Here is a 22,309-nt window from a genome sequence, read left to right on the forward strand (position 1 = left end):
GAAAACGGTTCTGGACGCAAAGTCGTTGGACAGATAAGAGGGGGCTCAACTGATGTCAACGCCGCGCTGGCCCTGCTGGCTGCGCCAAATTCCGCCACAATCTGGCCGATCTGGAAGCACCCCTCTTAACAATCCCCACCGGAGTCCCCCTATGTCCCTGTTGTTTCGCCGCGCGTCGCTCGCCAGCCTTGGCTTGGCCGTCGGCCTGTCGGCCCTTTCGCTCTCGCCTGTGATGGCGCAGCAAACCGCTCCCGCTCCAGCGGATGCAGCAGCGCCAGCCGCGGCACCGGTCGATCCCAATAAGGTTATCGCCACGGTCAACGGTCAGCCCCTGACCGAAGCAGATCTGGTGCTTGCCGAAGGGGAATTGTCGCAGCAGTTCGCACAATTGCCGCCCGAGCAGCGCCGTGCCGCCGCCCTTTCGGCTGCCATCGAGATCCGCGTCATGGCCGCCCAGGCGGTCACCACAGGGCTCGACAAGGATCCCGACTTCCAGCGCCGCATGGCCTTCCTGCAGCAGCGCGCGCTGCATGGCGAGATGGTCGAGAAGGGTGTCGTCGACAAGGTCACCGACGCCGAAGTCCGCGCCCGTTACGACCAGGAAATCGCCAACACGCCGCCCACCAACGAGCTGCATGCCCGTCACATCCTCGTGAAGACGAAGGAAGAGGCCGAGGCGATCATCAAGCAGCTCGACGGCGGCGCCGACTTCCAGAAGCTCGCCAACGAGCACACCAGCGATCCGTCAGGCAAGACCAGCGGCGGCGATCTCGGCTGGTTCGGACCTGGCCAGATGGTGCCGGAGTTCGACAAGGCGGCCTCCGCGCTCGAGGTCGGCAAATACACCGAGCAGCCGGTGCAAACGCAGTTCGGCTGGCATGTCATCAAGCTCGAGGACAAGCGCACCAAGCAGCCGCCGGCCTTCGACGACGTCAAGGACCAGGCCAAGCAGGCGGTCATCCGCGACAAGTATTTCGCGCTGGTCAAGTCGCTGCGCGCCGGCGCCAAGGTCGAGATCCCCGACGCCAACCTGAAGAAGGCGGTCGATACGCTGGAAAGCGCCAAGTAAGACTGGCAGCTTTTTTGAAAAGGGGCGCGGCAGCCAGGGGTTGCCGCGCCCTTTTCATTCATTGCCGTCTTTACGAGGCAGGCGCCGCTATGCCTCGCATCACGTAGTTGACGGCCTTGCCGATGGTCGCTTCGTCCTCGTCGAGCCGGTTGGTCAGCAGATGTCTCCAGGCGAAGGAGGCGATCAGGTCGGCGACGACAGCCGAATCGATTTCGGCCGGGATTTCGCCCCTTGCCTTGGCGCGTTCGATGATCTGGGCGGTATGGGACCGTCGGCCCAGTGAGTAGTCGGCAAGGGCCGCGGCCGCGGTCTCGTCCGACTGTGCCTCGGCGATCAGCGACCGGAACACGCTTCCCGACGATGTCTCGCGCCAGTGGGCGAACAGGTTCTTCAGGAAGCCGACGAGATCCTCCTCCAACACCCCGGTATCGGGAACATCGACGCGCTTCTGGCGCTGGTAGACCTCAAGCAGCAACGCCGCCTTGCTCGGCCACCAGCGATAGATGGTGGGTTTGCCGGCGCGGGCCCGCCGCGCCACCGCCTCGATCGAGAAACCGGCATAACCGGCTTCGACCAGTACGGTCTCGGCGGCTTGGAGAATGGCCTCGGCGCTGTCGGGATTGCGCCGCGCACCGATCGATCTGCGCGCCGGATCGGCGTCCTCGGCCATCTCTGTCGTCCTCGCCAAACACTTCGCCGGCAATATAGGTGACCCGACGCTCAAACGAAACGGCGCGTTTTCAAGCTTCTGGAGACTGGCTAGTCGGGGCAGGGGTTGGTCGTTTTTCTGGAACCTTACCGGCGTCTTGGTTGGCGAGGCCCCAAAAGAAAAACCCGCCGGAGGCGGGTCACTGGCGCAAATCAGCACCATGGACGAAAATGTAGCATAGCTGCTCTCACCCTGTCAAGAATAAATTCCTAATAACATGACCGCGGCCGGCGCAAACTGGCTGACACCGCCGGACCGGCCGTCGGACAATGTCTACTGCATGGCTTGCGACGTCTCGGAGCCCTGCTCCGAGGGGCGAGTTCGAGCTCCCGGACAAGAGCAACGAAAACGCCCTTGCGCCGGCGCGGTCTATCGGGCAAACCGGCCTTCCCTTGCGATTTTCCCGCCCGAGGCCTCCATGTCCACGACGATTTCGCCGCTTGCGCCGAAGAAATACCCGAAAATGCCAGAAATCGAGGGGGTGCGCATCGCCACCGCCGAGGCAGGGATAAAGTACAAGGGCCGCACCGATCTTTTGACCATGGTCTTCGATGAAGGCACTGCGGTCGCCGGCGTGTTCACGAAATCGAAATGCCCCTCGGCGCCGGTCGATTTCTGCCGGCAGAATCTCGGCGCGGGCAAGGCGCGGGTGCTGGTCGTCAATTCCGGCAACGCCAACGCCTTCACCGGCAAGAAGGGCCGCGAGTCGACCGCACTGACCGGCGAGGCGGCGGCGAAGGCGGCCGGCTGCACGGCAGCGGAGGTTTTCATGGCCTCGACCGGCGTCATCGGCGAGCCGCTCGACACCAGCAAATTCAGCCATCTGCTCGCGGGGCTGGTCAGCAACGGCAAGCCCGAGCTGTGGACCGAAGCGGCAAAGGCGATCATGACCACGGATACCTATCCGAAAGTGGCGACCGCGACCGTCAAGCTCGGCGACACCGATGTCACCATCAACGGCATTTCCAAGGGCGCCGGCATGATCGCGCCCGACATGGCGACGATGCTCTCCTTCATCGCCACCGACGCGCCGATCGCCGCCCCTGTCCTGCAGGATCTGTTGTCGCGCGGCACGGCCAAGACTTTCAACGCGGTCACCGTCGACAGCGACACCTCGACCAGCGACACGCTGCTGATCTTCGCCACCGGCAAGGCCGCCAGGCGCGGCGCGCCGGAGATAACCGATCCCAAGGATGCCCGTCTCGGCACGTTCCGACGGGCGCTCGGCAAGGTGCTGAAATCGCTGGCGCTGCAGGTGGTGCGCGACGGCGAAGGCGCCCGCAAGCAGGTCGAAGTCACCGTCACCGGCGCCAAATCGGCGCGCTCGGCCAAGCGCATCGCGCTGTCGATCGCCAATTCGCCGCTGGTCAAGACGGCAGTCGCCGGCGAGGACGCCAATTGGGGCCGCGTCGTCATGGCCGTCGGCAAGGCCGGCGAGCCCGCCGATCGCGACCGGCTGTCGATCTGGTTCGGCGACAACAGGCTGGCGCATGAAGGCGAGCGCGACCCCGGCTATTCCGAGGCGGCGACGTCGGCCTACATGAAGCGCGACGACATCCGCATCCGCGCCGATATCGGCATCGGCCGCGGCAAGGCGACGGTGTGGACCTGCGACCTCACCAAGGAATATGTCGCCATCAATGGCGATTACCGGAGCTGACGGTTTTGAGCTCCAGGCATCCGGCAAGCATGCTGGCGATCGTACGCCGTTACGAGGCGGCCGGCTTTCGCGCCTGGCCGGCGGCCGCCGTCCACTATGACGGCACCTGGGTGGTGCGGCTGACCGCCGGCCATCCGGCCAAGCGGCTGAACTCGGTCAATCCGCTCGATCCCGGCGACATCCAGCACATTGCCGACCGTATCGGCCGGGCCAGCCGCCGTTTCGATGCCTATGGCAGGCCGCTGACATTCCGCATGTCGCCGTTGTCGGGTCCCGATCTTGCCAGTCATCTCGACCGTGAGGGATGGAGCCGGTTCGACGAGTCGCTGGTCATGCGGCTGCCGCTGGCCGATGCGCAACTCGACGCTGCCATGGACCAGATCCCGCTCAAAGACATCAGCCGCTTCATCGGCGCGTCGCTCAAGGTCAGCGGTTCGGATGTTTCGCTGCGCCCCGGCCTGTCGGAGATCATCGGCGCCATCCAGCCCGAAGCCGGGCTGTTCGCGCTCGAAGATGGATCAGAAGCGCTGGCGACGCTGATCTGCGTGCATGACGGCGATCTCGCCGGCCTGTTCGAGGTCGCCACCGACAAGTCGGCACGCAACAGGGGCCACGGCCGCAACCTGATCCTGTCGGCACTGAAATGGGCACGGCTGCGGGGCGCACGGGAAGCCTGGCTGCAGGTCGAGGCCAACAATGTGCCGGCACTGGCGCTCTACCATTCGCTCGGCTTCGAGGAAGTCTATCGCTACCACTACCGGCGGCCGCCGGGTCATGAATGATGTCGTGACCGCCGGCAAGCGCCTGCTGCTGGTCGCCGCCTGCGCGCTGGTCGATGCCGACGGCCGGGTGCTTCTGGCGCAGCGGCCTCAGGGCAAGCAACTTGCCGGGCTGTGGGAATTTCCCGGCGGCAAGGTCGAGCCGGGCGAGACGCCCGAACAATGCATCATTCGCGAACTGCATGAGGAAATCGGCATCGAAACCGACATCCCGTGCCTGGCGCCGCTCACTTTCGCCAGCCATTCCTACGACGATTTCCACCTGCTGATGCCGCTGTTCATCTGTCGCCGCTTTCGCGGTATCGCGCAGCCCAGGGAAGGGCAGACGCTGAAATGGGTGCGGCCGAAGCAGATGCGCGATTACCCGATGCCGCCGGCCGATGAGCCGCTGATCCCGTTCCTCATCGATCTTCTCTGAGGCTCCCGTCCGGCCGGTTCCTGGCCGAGGCGTTGTATCAGCCAGCGTTAATGGAAGATTTATCTCGTCGTGAAAAATTGAAGCATGGCCGTTCGCGGCCGAGCCGTCGATTTGCCGGGGAGCGATAGCATGAGCCTAGACAGGGATTGGGACTCGATCAGGCCCGAGCGCGGCTTTCGCGCCGCCGATGCGGGCATGGGCATATTGCGCATCACGCTTCTGTTCGGTTCGGCCGCGGTGGCGCTGGCGCTGATCGCAACCCCTTTCCTCGACAGCCAGACACGCTCGCTGTCGGCCCGTGAGGGTTTCGGCGGGCTCGACATGGCGGCCACAGGCTCGATCGGCCATCGCGAAACCTACACGCTGCGCCGCAGCGTGCTGCAGTCGCAGCCGAGTTCGGTCTGCATCATCAGGTCCAATGGCCGGAGCAGCGGCGACTGCTGACATGGTTAAGAAATTTCGCAAAGGCGGCGGTTTCACCGCCTGTTAAGCCTTTGCCGTTAACCTTTCTTAACAGGTCGGCTGTAAGGTCCCGGACAGAGGGGTTGAGGCCATGAAAGCAGTGCTGCTGGGTTTTCTGAACGACGAGACCGGCGCCACGGCCGTCGAATATGGCGTGATCATCGCCGTGCTGTCGCTGGCCATCGTCGGCGGTATCGGTGAGGTCCGCGACGGGATCATCTGGCTGTTCAGCGACAACAACAGCAAGCTTGCGAACGCTTTCGCACCCACTCCCTGATCCGGCTTTCCCGCGCCTGGGGCAGGATCATTGCCCGTCGGGCGCCTCCAGGATTGTTTTCAGCGAGACCTTGGCCGACCCTGGCTTCAGCGGTTTTTGCTGCGAAGCGTCGGGCGCCCAGCCGGACATCCAGACAATCGAGAAACTTGCCCTGACGCGGCCGTCGGGGTCGGAAAACCGCTCGGCGTAGATTTCCGCCGCACGGGCAAACAGCTTGCGCGAGCCCGGGCGCCGGCTGCGATCGGTGAGCGCATTGGTCTCGCCCATGGCCCGCAGATCCGCGATCAGGTTGAACAGGCTGGCATAGCGCACCGTCACCGTCTCGACGTCGGCGACCGGCAGAGCGAGACCGGCGCGCTGCAGCAGCGCACCGGCATCGCGCACGTCGGTGAACGGGGCGACACGCGGGCTGGCGCCGCCGTAAAGCTCGGTCTCGGCCGCAAGCAGGCTTTCGCGCAACTCGAAAAGCGTACCGGCGCCGGCAAAGGCGCCGAGGAAAAGCCCATCCGGCCGCAACGCACGGCGGATCTGGATCAGCATGCCTGGGATGTCGTTCACGGCCTGCAGCGACAAGAGCGACACCGCCAGATCGAGGCTTTCCGGCTCGAACGGCACGGTTTCAAGCGGTGCGATCAGGCCGGCATCGCCACCGCTCAGGAAAGCCGTATCCGTCTCGACGCGGACAATGTCGGCGACCTTGCCGCTTTCGGCGAGCGTTTCGGCCGCCGCCGGCGTCTGGCAAAACAGCACGGCCGCCTTGCCGAACCGGCGCTCGACGGCGCCCAGCCGTTCGGCAAGGTCCTCGGCCGTGCGGCGCATGAGGAAGTCCGCGCCGTCGACCGGACGGGCAAGCGCGCGCCGCTTGTGCGTCAGCCACAGAGAGGTATCCATTATTGGCTGCAACGGGCAGATCCTTTGTTTGTCCACGCTCCGAGATCGTTGATATAGTGGCGCGCAGGAGCAACCACGTGGCCGATCCGATGCCCAAGATCAAGTCCATCGGGATCACGAACCTGGCCCGGTCGGTTGTCGGCTGGCCGGCGCGGATGCTGTTTCCGCCGGTCTGCGCCGGTTGCCGCCGGCATGTCTCGCAGCCGGGCGTGCTGTGCGGCGCCTGCTGGCCGAAGCTCAGGCTGCTGGAGCGGCCATGGTGCCCTGTCATGGGTACGCGGTTCACCCACCATATGGGCGAAGGCTTTCTGTCGGCCGAGGCGATTGCCGATCCGCCGCCTTTCGAGCGGGCGCGGGCGGCGGTCGCCTATTCCGGCGTTGCGCGCCAGATGGTGCAAGGGTTGAAATACCAGGATCGCACGGATCTGGCACCTTGGATGGCGCGCTGGATGATGCGTGCGGGTGCCGATCTCATCGCCGAAGCGGATGTGGTGGTGCCGGTGCCGCTGCACTGGCGGCGGTTTTTCAGGCGGCGCTTCAACCAGTCGGCGGAACTGGCAAGGGCGGTCTCGGCACTTAGCGGATTGCCCTTCGCCCCCTCGGCGGTGCGGCGCGTGAAACTCACCCGCCAGCAGGTCGGGCTGGAGCGCGGCGAACGCGAGGAGAATGTGCGGGCCGCGTTCCGGGTGCCCGCCGAGGCGGAAATCGAGATCGCCGGCCGCAGGGTACTTTTGATCGACGATGTCTACACCACCGGCGCCACGGTGCGTTCCGCCACCAAGGCGCTGAAAAGGGGAGGTGCGGCCGCCGTCGACGTGCTGACCTTTGCGCGTGTGTTGCCGGGGGACTTTCGGGCGGACGAGTCCGCGACTATATAAGTCGGCAACGAACAGCGGAAATTCGTCATGACCGATGTCACGATCTACACCCGCATGATGTGCGGCTATTGCACGGCAGCCAAGCGGCTGCTCGAGCGCAAGGGCGTCGCCTTTACCGAGCACGATGCCTCCTTCTCGCCGGAATTGCGCCAGGAGATGATCTCCCGGGCGCATGGCCGCACGACCTTTCCGCAGATTTTCATCGGCGATACGCATGTCGGCGGCTGTGACGACCTCCACGAGCTGGAGGCCGAAGGCCGGCTGGACAAATTGCTCGCCAACGGCGCGACGAATTAAGGGAATGACGATGGGTGTTTTCAAGGCCGCTGCGATCCAGATGCGCTCAGGCGAGAGCCCCGAGCGCAACGCCGCCGATCTCGAACGGCTGGTGCGTGAAGCAGCCAGCCTGGGTGCTACCTACATCCAGACGCCGGAAATGACCGGCGCGCTGATCCGCGACAAGGAAGCTCGCGCCGCATCGTTCACGTCGGAAGACAAGGACATCGTCGTCGCGACCGCGCGCAGGCTGGCCAGGGAGCTCGGCATCTTCCTGCATATCGGCTCGACCGCCATTCTGCGCGCCGACGGCAAGCTCGCCAACCGGGCGCTGCTGTTCGGGCCGGATGGTGCTGCGCTCGCCGCCTACGACAAGATCCACATGTTCGACGTCGATCTCGACAATGGCGAGAGCTGGCGTGAGTCCGCCGCCTATGAACCGGGAACCGAGGCCGTCGTCACCGACATCGAGGGTGCAAAGCTCGGCTTCGCCGTTTGCTACGATCTGCGCTTTCCGCAACTCTTCCGCGCCGAGGCGTTGGCCGGCGCAGACCTGCTTTCCGTACCGGCTGCCTTCACCCGCCAGACGGGCGAGGCGCACTGGCACGTGCTGCTCAGGGCCCGCGCCATCGAGAACGGCGCCTATGTCGTCGCCGCCGCGCAAGGCGGCTTGCATGAAGACGGCCGCGAGACTTACGGCCATTCGCTGATCGTCGATCCGTGGGGCCGGATCATTGCGGAAGCCGCGCATGACGAACCGGCGGTGATCGTCGCCGAGATCGATCCGGCGCAGTCGCTTGCCGCGCGCAAGAAGATCCCCAATCTCAGGAATGCGCGGGATTTCGCCGTCAATGCCGGCTCGGGCGAGGCGCCGCGGCTCAGGGGTGCAGCCTCTTGATCCGTTTTGCCCTGATCTGCGAGCACGAGCACGAATTCGAAGGCTGGTTCCGCAGCAACGACGATTTCGACACCCAGAAGAAGCGCGGCTTCGTCGATTGCCCGAGCTGCGGTTCGCACAAGGTGCAGAAAGCACTGATGGCGCCGGCCGTCTCCACGGCGCGCAAGCAGGAAACCATAGCGCTGGCCATGGGCGAGGCGCAGAAGCAGGCTTTGGCGCAGCTCAAGGCGATAGCCGAGAAGGTGCGCGAGAATGCCGATTATGTCGGCGACAAGTTCGCCGAGGAAGCGCGAAAGATCCATTTCGGCGAGAGCGACCCGCGCGGCATCTATGGCGAGGCGACGCTGGACGAGGCCAAGAGCCTGGTCGAGGACGGCGTCGAGTTCATGCCGATCCCGGTGTTTCCGGACGACCGCAACTGAGTTCCGAGGGAGCTTTGCGCGACCCAGAAGCGATTGAGCCGCGACGCAGCATAAGAGCCGTCGTTGGCCGATTGGCCCGCTGGGGCGCCGTCAAGCTTAGCGGTACCCGAACGATCGACGGGTTGCTCATCATCAGCGACAAGGGCACCGACAAGATCGTCGAGGCGCTTCAGCTTATTCGTGATTTTGATCCAGTGCGCTACAGACGGCTGCTTGGTGACGTAAGACAGGTATTTGTCACAACCCTTCCTGCTTCCGTCGCGCAATGGGCAAACTCTTCCAAGGCATGCGAATTGGACGAGCGCCATATCATCAGCGAAGGGACGACGCCGGAATTGGTCGCTTCGATTATCGTCCATGAAGCCACCCACGCGCGGCTTATGCGATGTGGTATCGGCTACGAAGAGGCGCTGCGGGATCGCGTGGAGCAGGTCTGTCTGCGTCGAGAAATAGCCTTTGCGGCCAGATTGCCGACCGGAAAGGGCCGGAGCCAGCAAGCCGAAGCGACACTCGAGGCCATGCCGGACTTTTCCGACAAGGCGATGAGTGAGCGCTATCTCAGCGGTTTGCGGAATGCTCTGCTCTACCTCAACATGCCGACCCGGCTTGTCGACCTCACCGTATCATACCGCCGCTGGAAACACCGGCGCCGGTTCTCGCGGCAGCCTACGAACTGACCCGGCTTAGCTCACGCTCCCGATCAATTTCTCAAGCAGCCGAGAGAGCGTCTCCCGTTCGGCCGGTGTCAGGCCGGAAAGAATCTCATGCTCGTTGGCAACATGGGCGGCAATAGCCTCATCGATCAACGCGAGACCCTTTTCGGTCAGCCGCACGACAATGCCGCGCCGATCGTTGGGGTGCGGCCCGCGCAAGATCAATCCGGACGTTTCGAGCCGGTCGAGCCGGTTGGTCATGGCGCCTGACGTCACCATCGTCGCTTCATAGAGGGCGGTCGGCGTCAGGGCGTAGGGTGATCCAGAGCGGCGCAGCGTTGCCAGCACGTCGAATTCCCCGGACTGCAATCCATAACGGGCAAACAACGGCGCCAGGCGCTCGCGGGCGATCAGCGAGGCGGCCTCGTTCAGCCGCCCGAGCACACCCATCGGCGAGACGTCCAGATCGGGTCGTTCCCGCTTCCATTGCTCGATCGCCCGTGCTGCCCTGTCCAACTGTCTCACCATCATTTATCTTGACGTTAAGAATCTTTCCGTTATCTTACTGCAAGATGCAATGCCGGCCAAGAGCCGCGCTACAGGATTCGGTCAATGAAGCTTCTCTGGGATTCGGCGCTCGGCCTGCTGGTCGTCACCGGCGGCCTGCTCGGCCTGACGCTGCCGTTCGGCAAGCTCGCCACGGCTGCCGGCGTGCCGGCCATGGTCTGGGCCTTCGTCATCTCGCTCGGCGCCGGCGGGGTCTTGCTGTGCATGCTCTTGGCTCGCGGCAAGCGGGTCCGGCTCACCGCGCACAAATTGCGCTATTTCTTCGTCACCGCCGCGGTGTCCTATGCTGTCCCCAATCTCCTGATGTTCTCGGCCATCCCGCATCTGGGCGCCGGCTACACCGGCATCATGTTCACGCTGTCGCCGGTCATCACGCTGGTGTTCTCGATCCTGCTGCGTGTCCGGCGCCCCAACATGCTGGGCATTGCCGGCATCGCCGTCGGCTTCGTCGGCGCCGTCATGGTCGCGGTGACGCGCGGCGAGGCCGGCCAGCCGGCCGATTTGTTCTGGGTGGCGATGGGGTTGCTCATCCCGGTCAGCCTTGCCGCCGGCAACATCTATCGCACGGTCGACTGGCCGGACGGTACCGGCCCGATCGAGCTTGCCGTCGGCAGCCATCTGGCGTCGGCGGCGATGCTGCTTGCCGGCATTCTCCTCCTGTTCGGCGGCGAAGCTTTCGTCCCACTCGGCGGCGTGCCGCTGGTCGTCGTCGCGCAGGTTGCGTCGGCATCGGCGATGTTCGCGTTCTTCTTCCGGCTGCAGGCGGTCGGCGGTCCGGTCTATCTCAGCCAGATCGGTTATGTGGCGGCGGCCGTCGGCCTGTTTGCCGGAACCCTCTTCCTCGGCGAGCACTATCAACTGCTGACCTGGGCAGGCGCGCTCATCATCACCGCCGGCGTGTTCATCACCACCAGGGCACAAAGCCAGAAGGCGTGAGCGGTCGCAGGGGATCCGAACTGCCTTCGTGCCTGGAGCCGATCTCACCTGAATTTGTATCCAGATCTGCTTTATCTTCTTGTTTGAGCGTGGTCTTTTCCGAGGACCTTTCCCTTTTTGGAATCGTGCTCTGGAGCAAGCCATGACCGAACCGAAGACATCCGAGGAGACTGCCGTCGATGTAGCTGATTTTCGCGCCGCGATGCGGCTGATCGTCGGCAATGTCAGCGTCATCACCGCCGGCACCGGCGAGGATCGCTCCGGTCTGGTGGTCATTTCGGTCGTCTCGCTGTCGGCCGAGCCGCCCAGGGTGATCGCCTGTGTCAACCGGTCATCGTCGACCTGGCCGGTGATCGAACGCTACCGGCATTTCGGCGTCAACTCGCTTGGCCCCCAGCATCAGCGCGTGGCCGAGCGGTTCTCCGGCTTCGGCGGCATCAAGGGCAAGGACCGCTATGAGGGCGCCGAATGGGTGACGCTCAAGACCGGAGCTTTGCTGCTTTCGGATGCGGTGGCCGCATTCGACTGCAGCCTCGATGAAATGATCGATCGCGGAACGCATTCTACCGTCATCGGTTCGGTCGAGGCCGTGCGCACGTCCGATGCCGGCCAGGCGCTGATCTACTGGCGCGGCGGCTACAGGCCGCTGAATTCTGAATAAGGTCAGACCGAGCCTTTTTCCGCCAGGACCATGTAGTTGACGTCCATGTCCTTCGACCGCGCCCAGCGGTCGGCCAGCGGATTGTAGGTGACGCCGGTGCGGTCGATGATGGTCAGGCCGGCGCCGGCAAGCGCCTTTTCGAGCTCTTCCGGCCGCACCAGCTTGCCGAACTGGTGGGTGCCGCGCGGCAGCCAGCGCAGCACATATTCGGCGCCGATGATGGCTAAGCCCAGCGCCTTCAGCGTGCGGTTGATGGTGGCCACGAACATGATGCCGCCGGGCCGCACCATCTCGCCGCATTTGGCGACGAACAGGTCGATGTCGGCGACATGCTCGACCACTTCCATGTTGAGGATGACGTCGAATTTCTCGCCGGCGTCGGCAAGGTCCTCGGCCGTCGTGGCGCGATAGTCGACGCTGACATTGCCTTCGGCGGCGTGCAGCTTGGCCACTTCGATGTTGGTTTCGGAGGCATCCGCGCCCACAACCTCGGCGCCAAGCCGCGCCATCGGCTCGCACAAAAGTCCGCCGCCGCAACCGATGTCGAGGATGCGCAGTCCCTCGAAAGGCCTTGCAGCGCGTGGGTCACGGCCGAAGCGCGTCGCTATCTGGTCGCGGATATAGGCCAGCCGGACCGGATTGAATTTGTGCAGGGGACGGAACTTGCCGTTCGGGTTCCACCATTCGGCGGCAAGGGCGGAAAAGCGTTCCACTTCTCCGGCATCGATCGTCGATCGTCGGGGCTCTGGCATAGGTTGGTCTCCTCGACACTACAGCGCCGCGCGTCCTCTTGGACGCGCAAAGGACGCTGTAGCACTTTAGATTCTGCGCATGATCCTTTCCGAAATCGACTTCGATTTCGGGGCCATGCGCTAGGAAGTCGGGCGTGAAGCCGCGAATGTCAAGGCAACAATTTTCCTCTGCCGGCAGGGAGCCGGATTCTGTCAGGGCATGTCAGCTGGAGTGCGCCGCGGTGAAACACAATTGGCCTGGCGGGCGAAGGAACACATCATCGTTTTGAACTCGAAGGAGGTGACGATGACAGCAATGACGGCTTCGATCCTCTGGCATCGGCTGGACGTGGAGGGGCATGATGCCTGTCTGCTTGCGCAGACCGATGGCGGGCACAGCCTCAAGGGACAAGCCATCTTCATCCAGGACGGCAAGCCGTGCTGCCTCGCCTACGGGGTGGATTGCGATGCCGGCTGGCACACACGGGCGGCGCTTGTCGAAGGCTTTCTCGGCACGCGCCAGCTGCATTATGCGATCGAACGCGATTTCAACGGCCAGTGGACGCTGAACGGCGAAGTCCAGCAGGGTGTCGACGGTCTTGTCGACGTCGATCTTGGCTTCACACCGGCATCGAACCTGCTGGCGATCCGCCGGTATGGCCTCGGGATCGGCGAAGCGTCGCCTGCCCCGGCCGCCTACCTGACTTTCCCTGAACTGAGGCTGGTGCGCCTCGATCAGACCTATCGGCGTCTCGACACGGTTCGCTATGCCTATGCCGCGCCGGTGTTCGGCTATGACGAGACCCTCAACGTCTCGCCGCACGGCTTCGTTGTCGACTATCCCGGCCTTTGGAGACGCGCGGCTGCGTCAGGCTGAAGCGATTGTGATCAGCCCGCTGCGACCTGCGTCGTGCCAAGCACGTCACGCAGTTTCGCTGCCAGTTGCTCGATGGTGAAGGGCTTGGCGAGGAAATGCACGTCGTGGTCGAGCACGCCGTTGTGGACCACGGCGTTCCTGGTGAAGCCGGTGGTGAAGATCACCTTCAGCAGCGGCATGCGGGCAACGGCCTCTTCCGCCAGCTTGCGGCCGTTCATGACGGGCATGACGATGTCGGTGAACAGCAGGGCGACCTTCGGGTTTTCCGCCAGTTTCTGCAACGCTTCCTCGCCACTCGCGGCATCAATGACGGTGTATCCGAGTTCGCGTATGGCCTCGGTGGTGGAGACCCGCACGCGGGCATCATCCTCGACGACAAGGATCGTTTCGGCGACCGGTGCGGCGGGGTTGTCGCCGCGCCCGGTGGGCACGGCCGGCTCTTCGGCGCCGAAATACCGCGGCAAGTAGATCTTGATTGTCGTGCCTTCGCCGGGCTCGGAATAGATGTTGACGTGGCCGCCCGACTGTTTGACGAAGCCGAACACCTGGCTCAATCCAAGGCCGGTGCCCTTGTTGACCGGCTTGGTGGTGAAGAAGGGTTCGAAGGCCTTGGCCATGACATCGGGGGTCATGCCCGAACCGGTATCGCTGACGGCGATCATCACATACTGGCCGGCCGCGACTTCGGCATGGGCGGCGGCGTAGCTGTCGTCGAGATGGCTGTTGGCGGTCTCGATGGTCAGCTTGCCGTCATCGCCCATGGCGTCGCGGGCGTTGACGGCCAGGTTGAGAACGGCGTTCTCGATCTGGCTCGGGTCGGCATGGGTTTTCCACAAGCCTCCCGCCAGCACCGTTTCGATGCGGATGGTTTCGCCGAGTGCCCGTCGGATCAGGTCGGACATCCCGGTCAGCAGGCGGTTGGCGTCGACGATCTGCGGCGCCAGCGGCTGCTGACGCGAGAAGGCGAGCAGCCGGGCCGTCAGATTGGCGGCGCGGGTCGCGGCATCGATCGCCGCGTCGATGAATTGTGCGATGTCGTGCTCGCCGCGCGCCAGCTTGCGCTGGGCGAGGTTCATGGCGCTGATGATCACCGCCAGCATGTTGTTGAAGTCGTGGGCGATGCCGCCTGTAAGCTGGCCGACCGCCTCCATCTTGTGCATCTGGCGGATCTGGGATTCTGCCTTTTCACGTGTCTCGATCTCACTGCCGAGCGCGACGTTCTTGCGCACCAACTCCTCCTGGGCGACCGCCACCTCAAGGAAGCGGCGGCGCGATTCCCTGATCGCGTAGCCGGCAAGCAGGAAGATCGCCAGCAGTGCCGCCACCGAACCGATGCGTAGCCAGGTCTCGACCTGGTCGGTATGCGCGTCGCGCGCGGCGACGGCTGCGGCGCTGATGCGTCGGACCGTATCCATGCTGGTTCGGATTTCGTCCATGACTGCCTTGCCCTGGCCGCTGCGAATCAAATCCAGCGCTTTCGTCGCATTGCCCTGGTCGTACAGGGCAATCGTCTCGGCCAGTTCAGCCTGCTTTTGCGAAAGCGCGTCCTTGATGTGGTTGATCGGCTGGACGAACTGGTCGTCGGGGGCGGTCAAGCTGTCGATACGGGCAAGTTGCCCCGGAATGGCGCCGACAGCGCTCCGATAGGGTTCGAGATAGGATTTCTCGCCGGTCAGCAGGTAGCCACGCTGGCCGTTCTCGGCTTCCTGTGCCAGAGAAAGCAGACCCGAAAGCAATTGCTGATATTCGATTGCCTCGCGCGCGGCGGCGCGGTTGGCCCGCTGTTCCTCGACCAGCATGGCACGGCTGCCGACAATAAGCGCCAGCACCGCAAAGCCTGCGACAAGCGGGAGCGATTGCCATCGCATGGCACGTCGAAACCGAGCAATCATCATCTGCTATGCCGAACCAAAAGAATTCCCCGCAGGCAGCATTTCGTAGGCGGCGCCGGGGCGGAAGGCAATATGCCGGCTTCTGGAGCCGGCAATTGGCCGCCAGCCTTGCGAAACCTTCGTCATTTGGCTAAGGAGGCCGCGCATTCAGCGGCCGGCGTCAGCCGGCCTTCCGCTTTTCGGGATTCCGGCTTTTGGCTGGGATCCGGCTTCAGTCAAAGGCATTTCGCTCCCATGGCGCGCATCGTGATGAAATTCGGCGGAACCTCCGTCGCCGACATCGCCCGCATCCGCAACGTGGCGCGTCACGTCAAACGCGAGGTCGACGCCGGCCATGAGGTGGCGGTGGTCGTTTCGGCGATGGCCGGGAAGACCAACGAACTGGTCGGCTGGACGCGTGAGGCCTCGCCGATGCATGACGCACGCGAATATGATGCGGTCGTCGCTTCCGGCGAGCAGGTCACGGCCGGCCTGCTGGCCATCACTTTGCAGAACATGGGCGTGCACGCCCGCTCTTGGCAGGGCTGGCAGATCCCGATCAAGACCGATAATGCGCATGGGGCGGCGCGCATCCTCGACATTGACGGTGCGTTCCTGATCAAGCGCTTCGGCGAGGGCCAGGTGGCGGTGATTGCCGGGTTCCAGGGCATCGGCCCGGACAATCGTATTGCCACTCTCGGCCGCGGCGGCTCCGACACCAGTGCTGTCGCCATCGCTGCGGCGGTCAAAGCCGATCGCTGCGACATCTACACCGATGTCGACGGGGTCTACACCACCGATCCACGCATCGAGCCCAAGGCGCGGCGGCTGGCCAAGATCTCGTTCGAGGAAATGCTTGAAATGGCCTCGCTCGGCGCCAAGGTTCTGCAGGTGCGTTCGGTCGAGCTTGCCATGGTGCACAGGGTGCGTACCTTCGTGCGGTCGTCCTTTGACGATCCCGATGCGCCCGGAATGGGGGATTTGCTCAATCCGCCCGGAACGCTCATTTGCGACGAGGAAGAGATCGTGGAACAGCAGGTCGTCACCGGAATTGCCTACGCCAAGGACGAAGCGCAGATTTCACTGCGCCGGGTCGGCGACCGGCCGGGCGTTGCCGCCGGCATCTTCGGGCCGCTGGCCGAGGCCAACATCAATGTCGACATGATCGTCCAGAACATTTCCGAGGACGGCAAGTTCACCGACATGACCTTTACCGTGCCGTCGGGCGATGTCGACAAGGCGCTGGCCGTGCTTGAACGCCTCAAGGCCTCGATCGGCTACGATGTCGTGCAGTCGGAAGCCGGCATGTCGAAGGTTTCGGTCATCGGGATCGGCATGAGGAGCCATGCCGGCGTCGCCGCCACCGCTTTCAAGGCGCTGGCCGACAAATCGATCAACATCCGCGCCATCACGACCTCGGAGATCAAGATTTCGATCCTGATCGACGGCCCGTATACGGAACTTGCGGTTCGTACTTTGCATTCCGTCTACGGTCTGGATAAGCAGTAGCGAGAACGATTTGAGTTGTTGCGTGTGCGCCGGTCGCGGTGGAAACTGCGGCGGGCAGAATGCCCATTGGAGAACAAGCCGCGATGCGTGATCAGGCCAGTGGCCCGCGCGTTTTGCTCAAACGGCTCCGCGAGCTCATGCAGGAGCCGCTGGAGCCGCAGGAGCGGCTTGACCGGATTGTGCGCGACATCGCCTCCAACATGGTCGCGGAAGTCTGCTCGCTCTATGTGCTGCGCGCCGATTCGGTGCTCGAACTCTACGCCACCGAAGGCCTGAACCCGAACGCCGTCCATTTGGCGCAGTTGCGGCTGGGCCAAGGCCTGGTCGGCACCATCGCCGCCAGCGCGCGGCCGCTCAACCTGTCCAATGCGCAGGAACACCCTGCCTTCGCCTACCTGCCGGAGACCGGGGAAGAGATCTACAACTCGTTCCTGGGCGTGCCGGTGCTGCGGGCAGGGCGCACGCTGGGCGTGCTGGTGGTGCAGAACAAGACCATGCGCCACTACCGCGACGACGAGGTCGAGGCGCTGGAAACCACGGCGATGGTGATCGCCGAGATGATCGCCACCGGCGATCTGGCGCGGCTGACCCGGCCCGGCCTCGAACTCGATCTGCGCCGTCCTGTCAGCTTCACCGGCCTGTCCTTCAATGAAGGCGTCGGGCTTGGCCATGTCGTGCTGCACGAGCCGCGCATCGTCGTCACCAATCTGTTCAACGAGGACAGCGAGGAAGAGGTTCGCCGGTTGGAGACCTCACTCAGCTCGCTCAGGCTGTCCATCGACGACATGCTGGAACGCCGCGACGTCGCCTTCGAGGGCGAGCATCGCCAGGTGCTGGAAGCCTATCGCATGTTCGCCAACGATCGCGGCTGGGTGCGCCGGCTGGAAGAGGCGATCCGCAACGGCCTGACGGCCGAAGCCGCTGTGGAAAAGGTGCAGAGCGACATGCGCGCCCGCATGCTGCACATGACCGATCCCTATCTGCGCGAGCGGATGAGCGATTTCGACGACCTCGCCAACCGCCTGCTGCGCCAGCTGATGGGGCGCGGGCCGGAAGATGTCGCGGCATCGCTGCCTAAGGACGCCATCATCGTCGCCCGTTCGATGGGGGCTGCCGAACTGCTCGATTATCCCCGCGACAAGATGCGCGGGCTGGTGCTCGAGGACGGTGCAGCGACCAGCCACGTCGTCATCGTCGCGCGTGCCATGGGCATCCCCGTCGCCGGCCAGATGAAGGGCGCTGTTTCCATGGCGGAAAACGGCGATGCCATCATCGTCGACGGCGAGGAGGGCGTGATCCATTTGCGGCCGCAGCCAGATCTCGAGGCCGCTTATGCCGAAAAAGTGCGTTTCAGGGCGCGCCGGCAAGAGGTCTACCGCGAACTGCGCAAGAAGCCGTCGACGACCAGGGATGGTGTCCAGGTCGACCTGTTGATGAATGCCGGTCTTGCCGTCGACCTGCCGCAGCTTGCCGAAGCGGGTGCGGCCGGCATCGGTCTGTTCCGTACCGAATTGCAATTCATGGTCGCTTCCACCTTTCCCCGGGCCGAGGCCCAGGAAAAGCTCTACCGCGACGTGCTCGAAGCGGCGCGCGGCAAGCCCGTCACCTTCCGCACCATCGACATTGGCGGCGACAAGGTGCTGCCCTATTTCAAGGGCGCGATCCAGGAAGAGAACCCGGCGCTTGGCTGGCGGGCGATCCGCCTGACGCTCGACCGGCCGGGCCTGCTGCGCACCCAGATCCGCGCTTTGCTCAAGGCCAGCGGCGGCCGCGAATTGAAGCTGATGCTGCCGATGGTGACCGAGCTCGGCGAGATTACCCAGGCGCGCGAGATCATCGACCGCGAGGTGCGGCATTTGTCGCGCTTTGCCCATCATTTGCCGACCAGCCTGAAGCTGGGGGCGATGCTTGAAGTGCCATCGCTGCTGTTCCAACTCGATGAATTGATGAAAGCGGTCGATTTCGTCTCGGTCGGTTCGAACGATTTGTTCCAGTTCGTCATGGCCGTCGACCGCGGCAACACGCAACTGGCCAACCGCTTCGACACGCTGTCGGCACCCTTCTTGCGCGTCCTCAAGCAGATCGCCGATGCCGGCGTCCGCAATCACACGCCGGTGACGCTGTGCGGCGAACTCGCCGGCAAGCCGATCTCGGCGATGGCGTTGATCGGACTCGGTTTCCGCTCGATCTCGATGTCGCCGGCTTCGATCGGGCCGGTCAAGGCGATGCTGACGGAACTGCCGCTGGACGAATTGAAGGCGTTTTTCGACGACAATCTGATGGCTCCGGCACAGGGCCTGCCGATGCGGGCGCTGCTGCAGGCCTTTGCCGACGACCGTTCGATCCCGTTATAGCAGCCTCATCATGGTCAATTTGCCCCGCGATCGTATGGATCAAGTCGTCAAGCGTTTCGAGATGCTCGAAGCGCAGATGTCGGCCGGCCCGGCGCCGGACGCCTATGTGCGGATGGCGTCCGAATATGCCGAAATCCAGGACATGGTGGCCAAGGTCAGGGCGCTGCGCGCGGCCGAGCATGAACAGGCCGACCTCGAAGCCATGCTTGCCGACAGGGGCACCGACGCCGAGATGCGGGCGCTGGCCGAGGCCGAGCTGCCAGGGGTCGAGGACCGCATCGAGGCGCTGCAGAAGGACATTCAGATCCTGCTGTTGCCCAGGGATGCCGCCGACGACAAGAACGCCATTCTCGAAATCCGCGCCGGCACCGGCGGCGATGAGGCCGCGCTTTTCGCCGGCGACCTGTTTCGCATGTACGAACGCTACGCCGCCGAACGCGGCTGGCGTTTCGAGACCGCCTCGGCCAGCGATGGCGATGCCGGCGGCTACAAGGAAATCATCGCCACGGTGTCGGGCAAGGGCGTCTTTGCGCATCTGAAATTCGAATCCGGCGTGCATCGCGTGCAGCGCGTGCCGGCGACCGAGGCCAGCGGGCGCATCCACACGTCGGCGGCAACCGTCGCGGTGCTGCCCGAGGCCGAAGAGGTCGACATCGACATCAGGGCCGAAGACATCCGCATCGACACGATGCGCGCCTCGGGTTCGGGCGGCCAGCACGTCAACACCACCGATTCGGCCGTCCGCATCACCCATCTGCCGACCGGCATCATGGTCGTGCAGGCTGAGAAATCGCAGCACCAGAACCGCGCCAAGGCGATGCAGATCCTGCGCGCCCGCCTCTATGATCTCGAACGCGGCAAGGCTGACGAGGAGCGCTCCGAATCGCGCAAGTCACAGGTCGGCTCCGGTGACCGCTCGGAACGCATCCGCACCTATAATTTCCCGCAAGGGCGCGTCACCGACCATCGCATCAATTTGACGCTCTACAAGCTCGACCGGGTGATGATGGGCGAACTCGACGAGATCATCAACGCGCTGATCGCCGATCATCAGTCCAAGCTGCTCGCCGACATCGGCATCGATGACTGACCTGCCCAACGCGCTCGGGCCGCTGCTGCGGGAAGCGCGGGCTCGGCTCGGCAGCACCGTCGACGACCCGGCGCTCGATGCCAGGCTGATCGTCGAGCATTTCTCGGGCACGACGCGCACGCAAGCCATTGCGGACCCCGAACGCAGGGTCGGCGCCGGCGCTGTTGCCGAAATCGATGCCGCCTTGAGACGCCGCGCCGGCGGCGAACCTGTGCATCGCATCCTCGGCTATCGTGAATTCTACGGTTTGCGCCTGTCGCTGTCGCCGGAAACGCTGGAACCGCGGCCGGATACCGAAACGCTGGTCGAGGCGATATTGTCCTTCGTCAAGGCGGTTGCGACGCAGGAAGGCGAGTGTCGCATCCTCGATCTTGGCACCGGCACCGGCGCCATTGCGCTGGCGCTGCTCAGCGTCGTGCCGACGGCTAATGCCACCGGCGTCGATCTGTCCGCGGGTGCGCTGGCGACGGCGGCCCGCAATGCCGGGCAACTGGGCCTTGCGGGCCGGTTCACGGCGCTGCAGTCGGACTGGTTCGAAAAAGTTTCCGGCCGGTACCATGTAATTGTCGCAAACCCTCCCTATATATCTTCCGAAGACATTGGAAATCTGCAGGACGAAGTCCGCAATTTCGACCCGCGCCTAGCCCTGGATGGCGGCGCGGACGGTCTGAACCCCTACAGAACCATCGCTGCGGAAGCGGCAAGGTTTTTGGAAATTGAAGGCAGAATTGCGGTCGAGATCGGCCATACGCAACGCAACGAGGTCTGCGAGATATTCACTGCAGCCGGCTATGCGCCGGGCAGTGTTTTCTGTGACCTCGGTGGAAACGACAGGGTTATTGTCTTTGAAAGGATAAAGCCTTGACGCAGTGCAAAAAAGCGCTTGGCAATGCCGGGGAATGCGGCTAGGGTCGCCTTAACCGGATGAGACGAAGCAGGCAGTGCTCTTAGCGATTCGGTTTTCCTTGGAAATAGCTGCCTTCTTGCGCAAACGATGCCCAAGCTTCGTGCGGGAATCGTCCGGCAAGTGATGTAACCGGAACAGGATGACACGTGGCGCCAACGCAATCGATGCGGGCGAACGCCGGTGAAGAGACGAAACGGCTGGCTGCATGAGCGCCTCCGTTCGTGAAGAGTTTTTCGAAAATTTCAAAATGAAGAGAGTTTGATGAGGCCACAACAGCAGAACAGGCGCATGCGCGGTCGCAACAACAATGGCGGCGGCGGTGGTAACAATAACAACAATAACAACAACAACCGCAAGGGGCCTAATCCCCTGACGCGCAACTACGAGAGCAATGGCCCGGACGTGAAGATCCGCGGTTCGGCTCAGCAGATCGCCGAAAAATACGCCACCCTTGCCCGTGATTCACACAGCTCCGGCGACCGGGTCATGGCGGAGAACTATCTCCAGCACGCCGAGCATTACAATCGCATCATCGCGGCCGCACAGGCGCAGATGCCAATCCAGAACACGCAGCAGAATCGCGATGATTTCGACGATGACGGCGATGAGGACCGCGACGATTTCGACAATAGCGGCAACAACAGCAACGCTGCTTCCGACGTCCAGATCCCGGTGGTCAACCATGGCGCCGGCCCGCAGCCGGTTATCGAAGGTACGCCGGCCGAGGTCGCGCTGAACCGGGAAGGTGGCCGCGAGGCCCGCGATAACAATGGCGGGCGCAACAATGGCGGCCGCGACAACAATGGCGGGCGCCATCGTGATCGCCGCCCCAATGGCGGCTATGGCCAGAACGGCCAGCGCGACTTTTCATCGTCCGCCGAGCAAGGTGGTCAGCCCCAGGGCAACGAGACCCCGATCCAGGGCGAAGCCGTTTCGCCGGCCGAATCTGTGACGCCGGCCGAACCGGCTCCGTCGTTCGAGAACCTTTCCCCGGCAGGTCTTGCCGCCCAGGCCGAACTCAACGAGGCGGCCGCCGAAAGCGGTGCTGCCCGTCGTCCGCGTCGTCCGCGCCGCCCGCGCGTCAACGCCGATCAGGTTGATGGCGGTAGTGACAATGCCAATTCCGGGACCGACGCCGGCGAGGTGGCTGCGGCCCCGGCCGACAGCGGCAACGCCCAACCGGTCAATGTCGATATCGACAACTGACCCAACGGCATTTCAAGGCATTGAGCGGCGGAGAGAAATCTCCGCCGTTTTCGTTTGGGCGGCCGTGCAATATTATGTGGTTGCCGATATCGGGACGTCTTGAGGGTTCAGGGCCTGTGCACCATATCAGCCTCAACTGGACCCGGCTCGAATGAGCGGGTCCGTCACCGCAATCGGATCCGGTGCCGCAAAGCGGGCCGGTGATGGA

Annotated in this window: 24 protein-coding genes; 19 read left to right on the forward strand and 5 right to left on the reverse strand. The window is 63.9% G+C overall.

What is annotated here, in order from left to right:
* The first annotated feature begins 151 nt into the window (after positions 1-151).
* Complete coding sequence (locus tag A9K65_RS08130) at positions 152-1,069, forward strand: peptidylprolyl isomerase (protein WP_024503787.1); 918 nt, start codon at positions 152-154, stop codon at positions 1,067-1,069.
* A 70-nt stretch (positions 1,070-1,139) separates the two neighbouring features.
* On the opposite strand, the gene A9K65_RS08135 is transcribed toward A9K65_RS08130, so the two are convergent.
* Complete coding sequence (locus A9K65_RS08135; protein WP_013529441.1) at positions 1,140-1,739, reverse strand: TetR/AcrR family transcriptional regulator; 600 nt, start codon at positions 1,737-1,739, stop codon at positions 1,140-1,142.
* A gap of 457 nt (positions 1,740-2,196) precedes the next feature.
* Here A9K65_RS08135 and argJ point away from each other — a divergent pair, with 457 nt between their 5' ends.
* The 5 genes from argJ to A9K65_RS08160 all read left to right on the forward strand — a co-directional run bounded on the left by argJ (position 2,197) and on the right by A9K65_RS08160 (position 5,374).
* Positions 2,197-3,438 (forward strand): bifunctional glutamate N-acetyltransferase/amino-acid acetyltransferase ArgJ, encoded by a 1,242-nt coding sequence (gene argJ / locus A9K65_RS08140; RefSeq protein ID WP_013529442.1) that lies wholly within the window; start codon positions 2,197-2,199, stop codon positions 3,436-3,438.
* 29 nt (positions 3,439-3,467) lie between these two features.
* On the forward strand, positions 3,468-4,220 hold the full coding sequence (locus A9K65_RS08145) for a GNAT family N-acetyltransferase (protein WP_013529443.1): 753 nt from the start codon (positions 3,468-3,470) through the stop codon (positions 4,218-4,220).
* Positions 4,213-4,635 carry an 8-oxo-dGTP diphosphatase MutT gene (gene mutT, locus A9K65_RS08150; protein ID WP_013529444.1) on the forward strand — a complete coding sequence of 141 codons (423 nt, stop codon included), beginning with the start codon at positions 4,213-4,215 and terminating at the stop codon, positions 4,633-4,635. The genes A9K65_RS08145 and mutT overlap by 8 nt, the downstream gene beginning before the upstream one ends.
* Positions 4,636-4,764: 129 nt before the next feature.
* Entirely contained in the window at positions 4,765-5,079 is a 315-nt protein-coding gene (locus A9K65_RS08155; RefSeq protein ID WP_064993053.1) for a hypothetical protein, read from the forward strand.
* A gap of 109 nt (positions 5,080-5,188) precedes the next feature.
* Positions 5,189-5,374 carry a Flp family type IVb pilin gene (locus tag A9K65_RS08160; protein ID WP_013529446.1) on the forward strand — a complete coding sequence of 62 codons (186 nt, stop codon included), beginning with the start codon at positions 5,189-5,191 and terminating at the stop codon, positions 5,372-5,374.
* A gap of 27 nt (positions 5,375-5,401) precedes the next feature.
* Here the strand turns inward: A9K65_RS08160 and A9K65_RS08165 are convergent, their stop codons facing one another.
* Positions 5,402-6,277 (reverse strand): methyltransferase domain-containing protein, encoded by an 876-nt coding sequence (locus A9K65_RS08165; RefSeq protein WP_064993052.1) that lies wholly within the window; start codon positions 6,275-6,277, stop codon positions 5,402-5,404.
* Between the two features lie 65 nt (positions 6,278-6,342).
* On the opposite strand from A9K65_RS08165, the gene A9K65_RS08170 reads away from it, so the two are divergent.
* The 5 genes from A9K65_RS08170 (at position 6,343) to A9K65_RS08190 (ending at position 9,416) form a co-directional block, all read left to right on the forward strand.
* On the forward strand, positions 6,343-7,143 hold the full coding sequence (locus A9K65_RS08170; protein ID WP_064993051.1) for a ComF family protein: 801 nt from the start codon (positions 6,343-6,345) through the stop codon (positions 7,141-7,143).
* Positions 7,144-7,170: 27 nt separating this feature from the next.
* Entirely contained in the window at positions 7,171-7,440 is a 270-nt protein-coding gene (gene grxC, locus A9K65_RS08175; RefSeq protein WP_024503792.1) for a glutaredoxin 3, read from the forward strand.
* Positions 7,441-7,450: 10 nt separating this feature from the next.
* Positions 7,451-8,317 (forward strand): carbon-nitrogen hydrolase family protein, encoded by an 867-nt coding sequence (locus A9K65_RS08180; protein ID WP_013529450.1) that lies wholly within the window; start codon positions 7,451-7,453, stop codon positions 8,315-8,317.
* A complete protein-coding gene (locus A9K65_RS08185; RefSeq protein WP_064993049.1) occupies positions 8,314-8,739 on the forward strand; it encodes a DUF1178 family protein in 426 nt (141 codons plus the stop codon). Before A9K65_RS08180 ends, A9K65_RS08185 begins: the two co-directional genes overlap by 4 nt.
* Positions 8,740-8,861: 122 nt before the next feature.
* On the forward strand, positions 8,862-9,416 hold the full coding sequence (locus A9K65_RS08190) for a hypothetical protein (protein WP_064993048.1): 555 nt from the start codon (positions 8,862-8,864) through the stop codon (positions 9,414-9,416).
* Positions 9,417-9,422: 6 nt separating this feature from the next.
* On the opposite strand, the gene A9K65_RS08195 is transcribed toward A9K65_RS08190, so the two are convergent.
* The gene (locus A9K65_RS08195) at positions 9,423-9,908 is read right to left on the reverse strand and encodes a MarR family transcriptional regulator (protein WP_013529453.1); all 486 of its coding nucleotides are present in this window, start codon (positions 9,906-9,908) and stop codon (positions 9,423-9,425) included.
* Between the two features lie 96 nt (positions 9,909-10,004).
* On the opposite strand from A9K65_RS08195, the gene A9K65_RS08200 reads away from it, so the two are divergent.
* Together A9K65_RS08200 and A9K65_RS08205 are read left to right on the forward strand one after the other, a co-directional pair.
* A complete protein-coding gene (locus A9K65_RS08200) occupies positions 10,005-10,895 on the forward strand; it encodes a DMT family transporter (protein ID WP_013529454.1) in 891 nt (296 codons plus the stop codon).
* 142 nt (positions 10,896-11,037) lie between these two features.
* The gene (locus tag A9K65_RS08205; protein ID WP_064993047.1) at positions 11,038-11,556 is read left to right on the forward strand and encodes a flavin reductase family protein; all 519 of its coding nucleotides are present in this window, start codon (positions 11,038-11,040) and stop codon (positions 11,554-11,556) included.
* A gap of 2 nt (positions 11,557-11,558) precedes the next feature.
* Here the strand turns inward: A9K65_RS08205 and ubiG are convergent, their stop codons facing one another.
* The gene (gene ubiG, locus A9K65_RS08210) at positions 11,559-12,308 is read right to left on the reverse strand and encodes a bifunctional 2-polyprenyl-6-hydroxyphenol methylase/3-demethylubiquinol 3-O-methyltransferase UbiG (RefSeq protein ID WP_013529456.1); all 750 of its coding nucleotides are present in this window, start codon (positions 12,306-12,308) and stop codon (positions 11,559-11,561) included.
* Between the two features lie 286 nt (positions 12,309-12,594).
* Between ubiG and A9K65_RS08215 the strand changes: the two genes are divergently transcribed.
* Positions 12,595-13,164 (forward strand): putative glycolipid-binding domain-containing protein, encoded by a 570-nt coding sequence (locus tag A9K65_RS08215; protein ID WP_084015620.1) that lies wholly within the window; start codon positions 12,595-12,597, stop codon positions 13,162-13,164.
* 11 nt (positions 13,165-13,175) lie between these two features.
* Here A9K65_RS08215 and A9K65_RS08220 read toward each other — a convergent pair whose 3' ends face one another.
* The gene (locus A9K65_RS08220) at positions 13,176-15,032 is read right to left on the reverse strand and encodes a CHASE3 domain-containing protein (RefSeq protein WP_064993100.1); all 1,857 of its coding nucleotides are present in this window, start codon (positions 15,030-15,032) and stop codon (positions 13,176-13,178) included.
* A 258-nt stretch (positions 15,033-15,290) separates the two neighbouring features.
* Here A9K65_RS08220 and A9K65_RS08225 point away from each other — a divergent pair, with 258 nt between their 5' ends.
* From A9K65_RS08225 to A9K65_RS08245, 5 genes are all read left to right on the forward strand, one after another.
* Positions 15,291-16,544, forward strand: coding sequence for an aspartate kinase (locus A9K65_RS08225; RefSeq protein WP_013529459.1), 1,254 nt, complete (start codon positions 15,291-15,293; stop codon positions 16,542-16,544).
* A gap of 83 nt (positions 16,545-16,627) precedes the next feature.
* Positions 16,628-18,898 (forward strand): phosphoenolpyruvate--protein phosphotransferase, encoded by a 2,271-nt coding sequence (gene ptsP, locus A9K65_RS08230; RefSeq protein WP_063169068.1) that lies wholly within the window; start codon positions 16,628-16,630, stop codon positions 18,896-18,898.
* Between the two features lie 10 nt (positions 18,899-18,908).
* A complete protein-coding gene (gene prfA / locus A9K65_RS08235; protein WP_013529461.1) occupies positions 18,909-19,988 on the forward strand; it encodes a peptide chain release factor 1 in 1,080 nt (359 codons plus the stop codon).
* Positions 19,981-20,853 carry a peptide chain release factor N(5)-glutamine methyltransferase gene (gene prmC, locus A9K65_RS08240; protein WP_064993046.1) on the forward strand — a complete coding sequence of 291 codons (873 nt, stop codon included), beginning with the start codon at positions 19,981-19,983 and terminating at the stop codon, positions 20,851-20,853. The genes prfA and prmC overlap by 8 nt, the downstream gene beginning before the upstream one ends.
* 303 nt (positions 20,854-21,156) lie before the next feature.
* Positions 21,157-22,101 (forward strand): DUF4167 domain-containing protein, encoded by a 945-nt coding sequence (locus A9K65_RS08245; RefSeq protein WP_027163521.1) that lies wholly within the window; start codon positions 21,157-21,159, stop codon positions 22,099-22,101.
* The last annotated feature ends 208 nt before the right edge of the window (positions 22,102-22,309 follow it).

The sequence above is a fragment of the Mesorhizobium sp. WSM1497 genome, from assembly GCF_001672455.2.
Lineage (GTDB): Bacteria > Pseudomonadota > Alphaproteobacteria > Rhizobiales > Rhizobiaceae > Mesorhizobium > Mesorhizobium ciceri.

Bases quoted from the DNA above. Each gene is read 5' to 3' on its own strand.
- A9K65_RS08130 (WP_024503787.1), top strand. From the start codon at position 152: ATGTCCCTGTTGTTTCGCCGCGCGTCGCTCGCCAGCCTTGGCTTGGCC.
- A9K65_RS08135 (WP_013529441.1), bottom strand. From the start codon at position 1,739: ATGGCCGAGGACGCCGATCCGGCGCGCAGATCGATCGGTGCGCGGCGC.
- argJ (WP_013529442.1), top strand. From the start codon at position 2,197: ATGTCCACGACGATTTCGCCGCTTGCGCCGAAGAAATACCCGAAAATG.
- A9K65_RS08145 (WP_013529443.1), top strand. From the start codon at position 3,468: ATGCTGGCGATCGTACGCCGTTACGAGGCGGCCGGCTTTCGCGCCTGG.
- mutT (WP_013529444.1), top strand. From the start codon at position 4,213: ATGAATGATGTCGTGACCGCCGGCAAGCGCCTGCTGCTGGTCGCCGCC.
- A9K65_RS08155 (WP_064993053.1), top strand. From the start codon at position 4,765: ATGAGCCTAGACAGGGATTGGGACTCGATCAGGCCCGAGCGCGGCTTT.
- A9K65_RS08160 (WP_013529446.1), top strand. From the start codon at position 5,189: ATGAAAGCAGTGCTGCTGGGTTTTCTGAACGACGAGACCGGCGCCACG.
- grxC (WP_024503792.1), top strand. From the start codon at position 7,171: ATGACCGATGTCACGATCTACACCCGCATGATGTGCGGCTATTGCACG.
- A9K65_RS08180 (WP_013529450.1), top strand. From the start codon at position 7,451: ATGGGTGTTTTCAAGGCCGCTGCGATCCAGATGCGCTCAGGCGAGAGC.
- A9K65_RS08200 (WP_013529454.1), top strand. From the start codon at position 10,005: ATGAAGCTTCTCTGGGATTCGGCGCTCGGCCTGCTGGTCGTCACCGGC.
- A9K65_RS08205 (WP_064993047.1), top strand. From the start codon at position 11,038: ATGACCGAACCGAAGACATCCGAGGAGACTGCCGTCGATGTAGCTGAT.
- ubiG (WP_013529456.1), bottom strand. From the start codon at position 12,308: ATGCCAGAGCCCCGACGATCGACGATCGATGCCGGAGAAGTGGAACGC.
- A9K65_RS08215 (WP_084015620.1), top strand. From the start codon at position 12,595: ATGACAGCAATGACGGCTTCGATCCTCTGGCATCGGCTGGACGTGGAG.
- A9K65_RS08220 (WP_064993100.1), bottom strand. From the start codon at position 15,032: ATGCGATGGCAATCGCTCCCGCTTGTCGCAGGCTTTGCGGTGCTGGCG.
- A9K65_RS08225 (WP_013529459.1), top strand. From the start codon at position 15,291: ATGGCGCGCATCGTGATGAAATTCGGCGGAACCTCCGTCGCCGACATC.
- ptsP (WP_063169068.1), top strand. From the start codon at position 16,628: ATGCGTGATCAGGCCAGTGGCCCGCGCGTTTTGCTCAAACGGCTCCGC.
- prfA (WP_013529461.1), top strand. From the start codon at position 18,909: ATGGTCAATTTGCCCCGCGATCGTATGGATCAAGTCGTCAAGCGTTTC.
- prmC (WP_064993046.1), top strand. From the start codon at position 19,981: ATGACTGACCTGCCCAACGCGCTCGGGCCGCTGCTGCGGGAAGCGCGG.
- A9K65_RS08245 (WP_027163521.1), top strand. From the start codon at position 21,157: ATGAGGCCACAACAGCAGAACAGGCGCATGCGCGGTCGCAACAACAAT.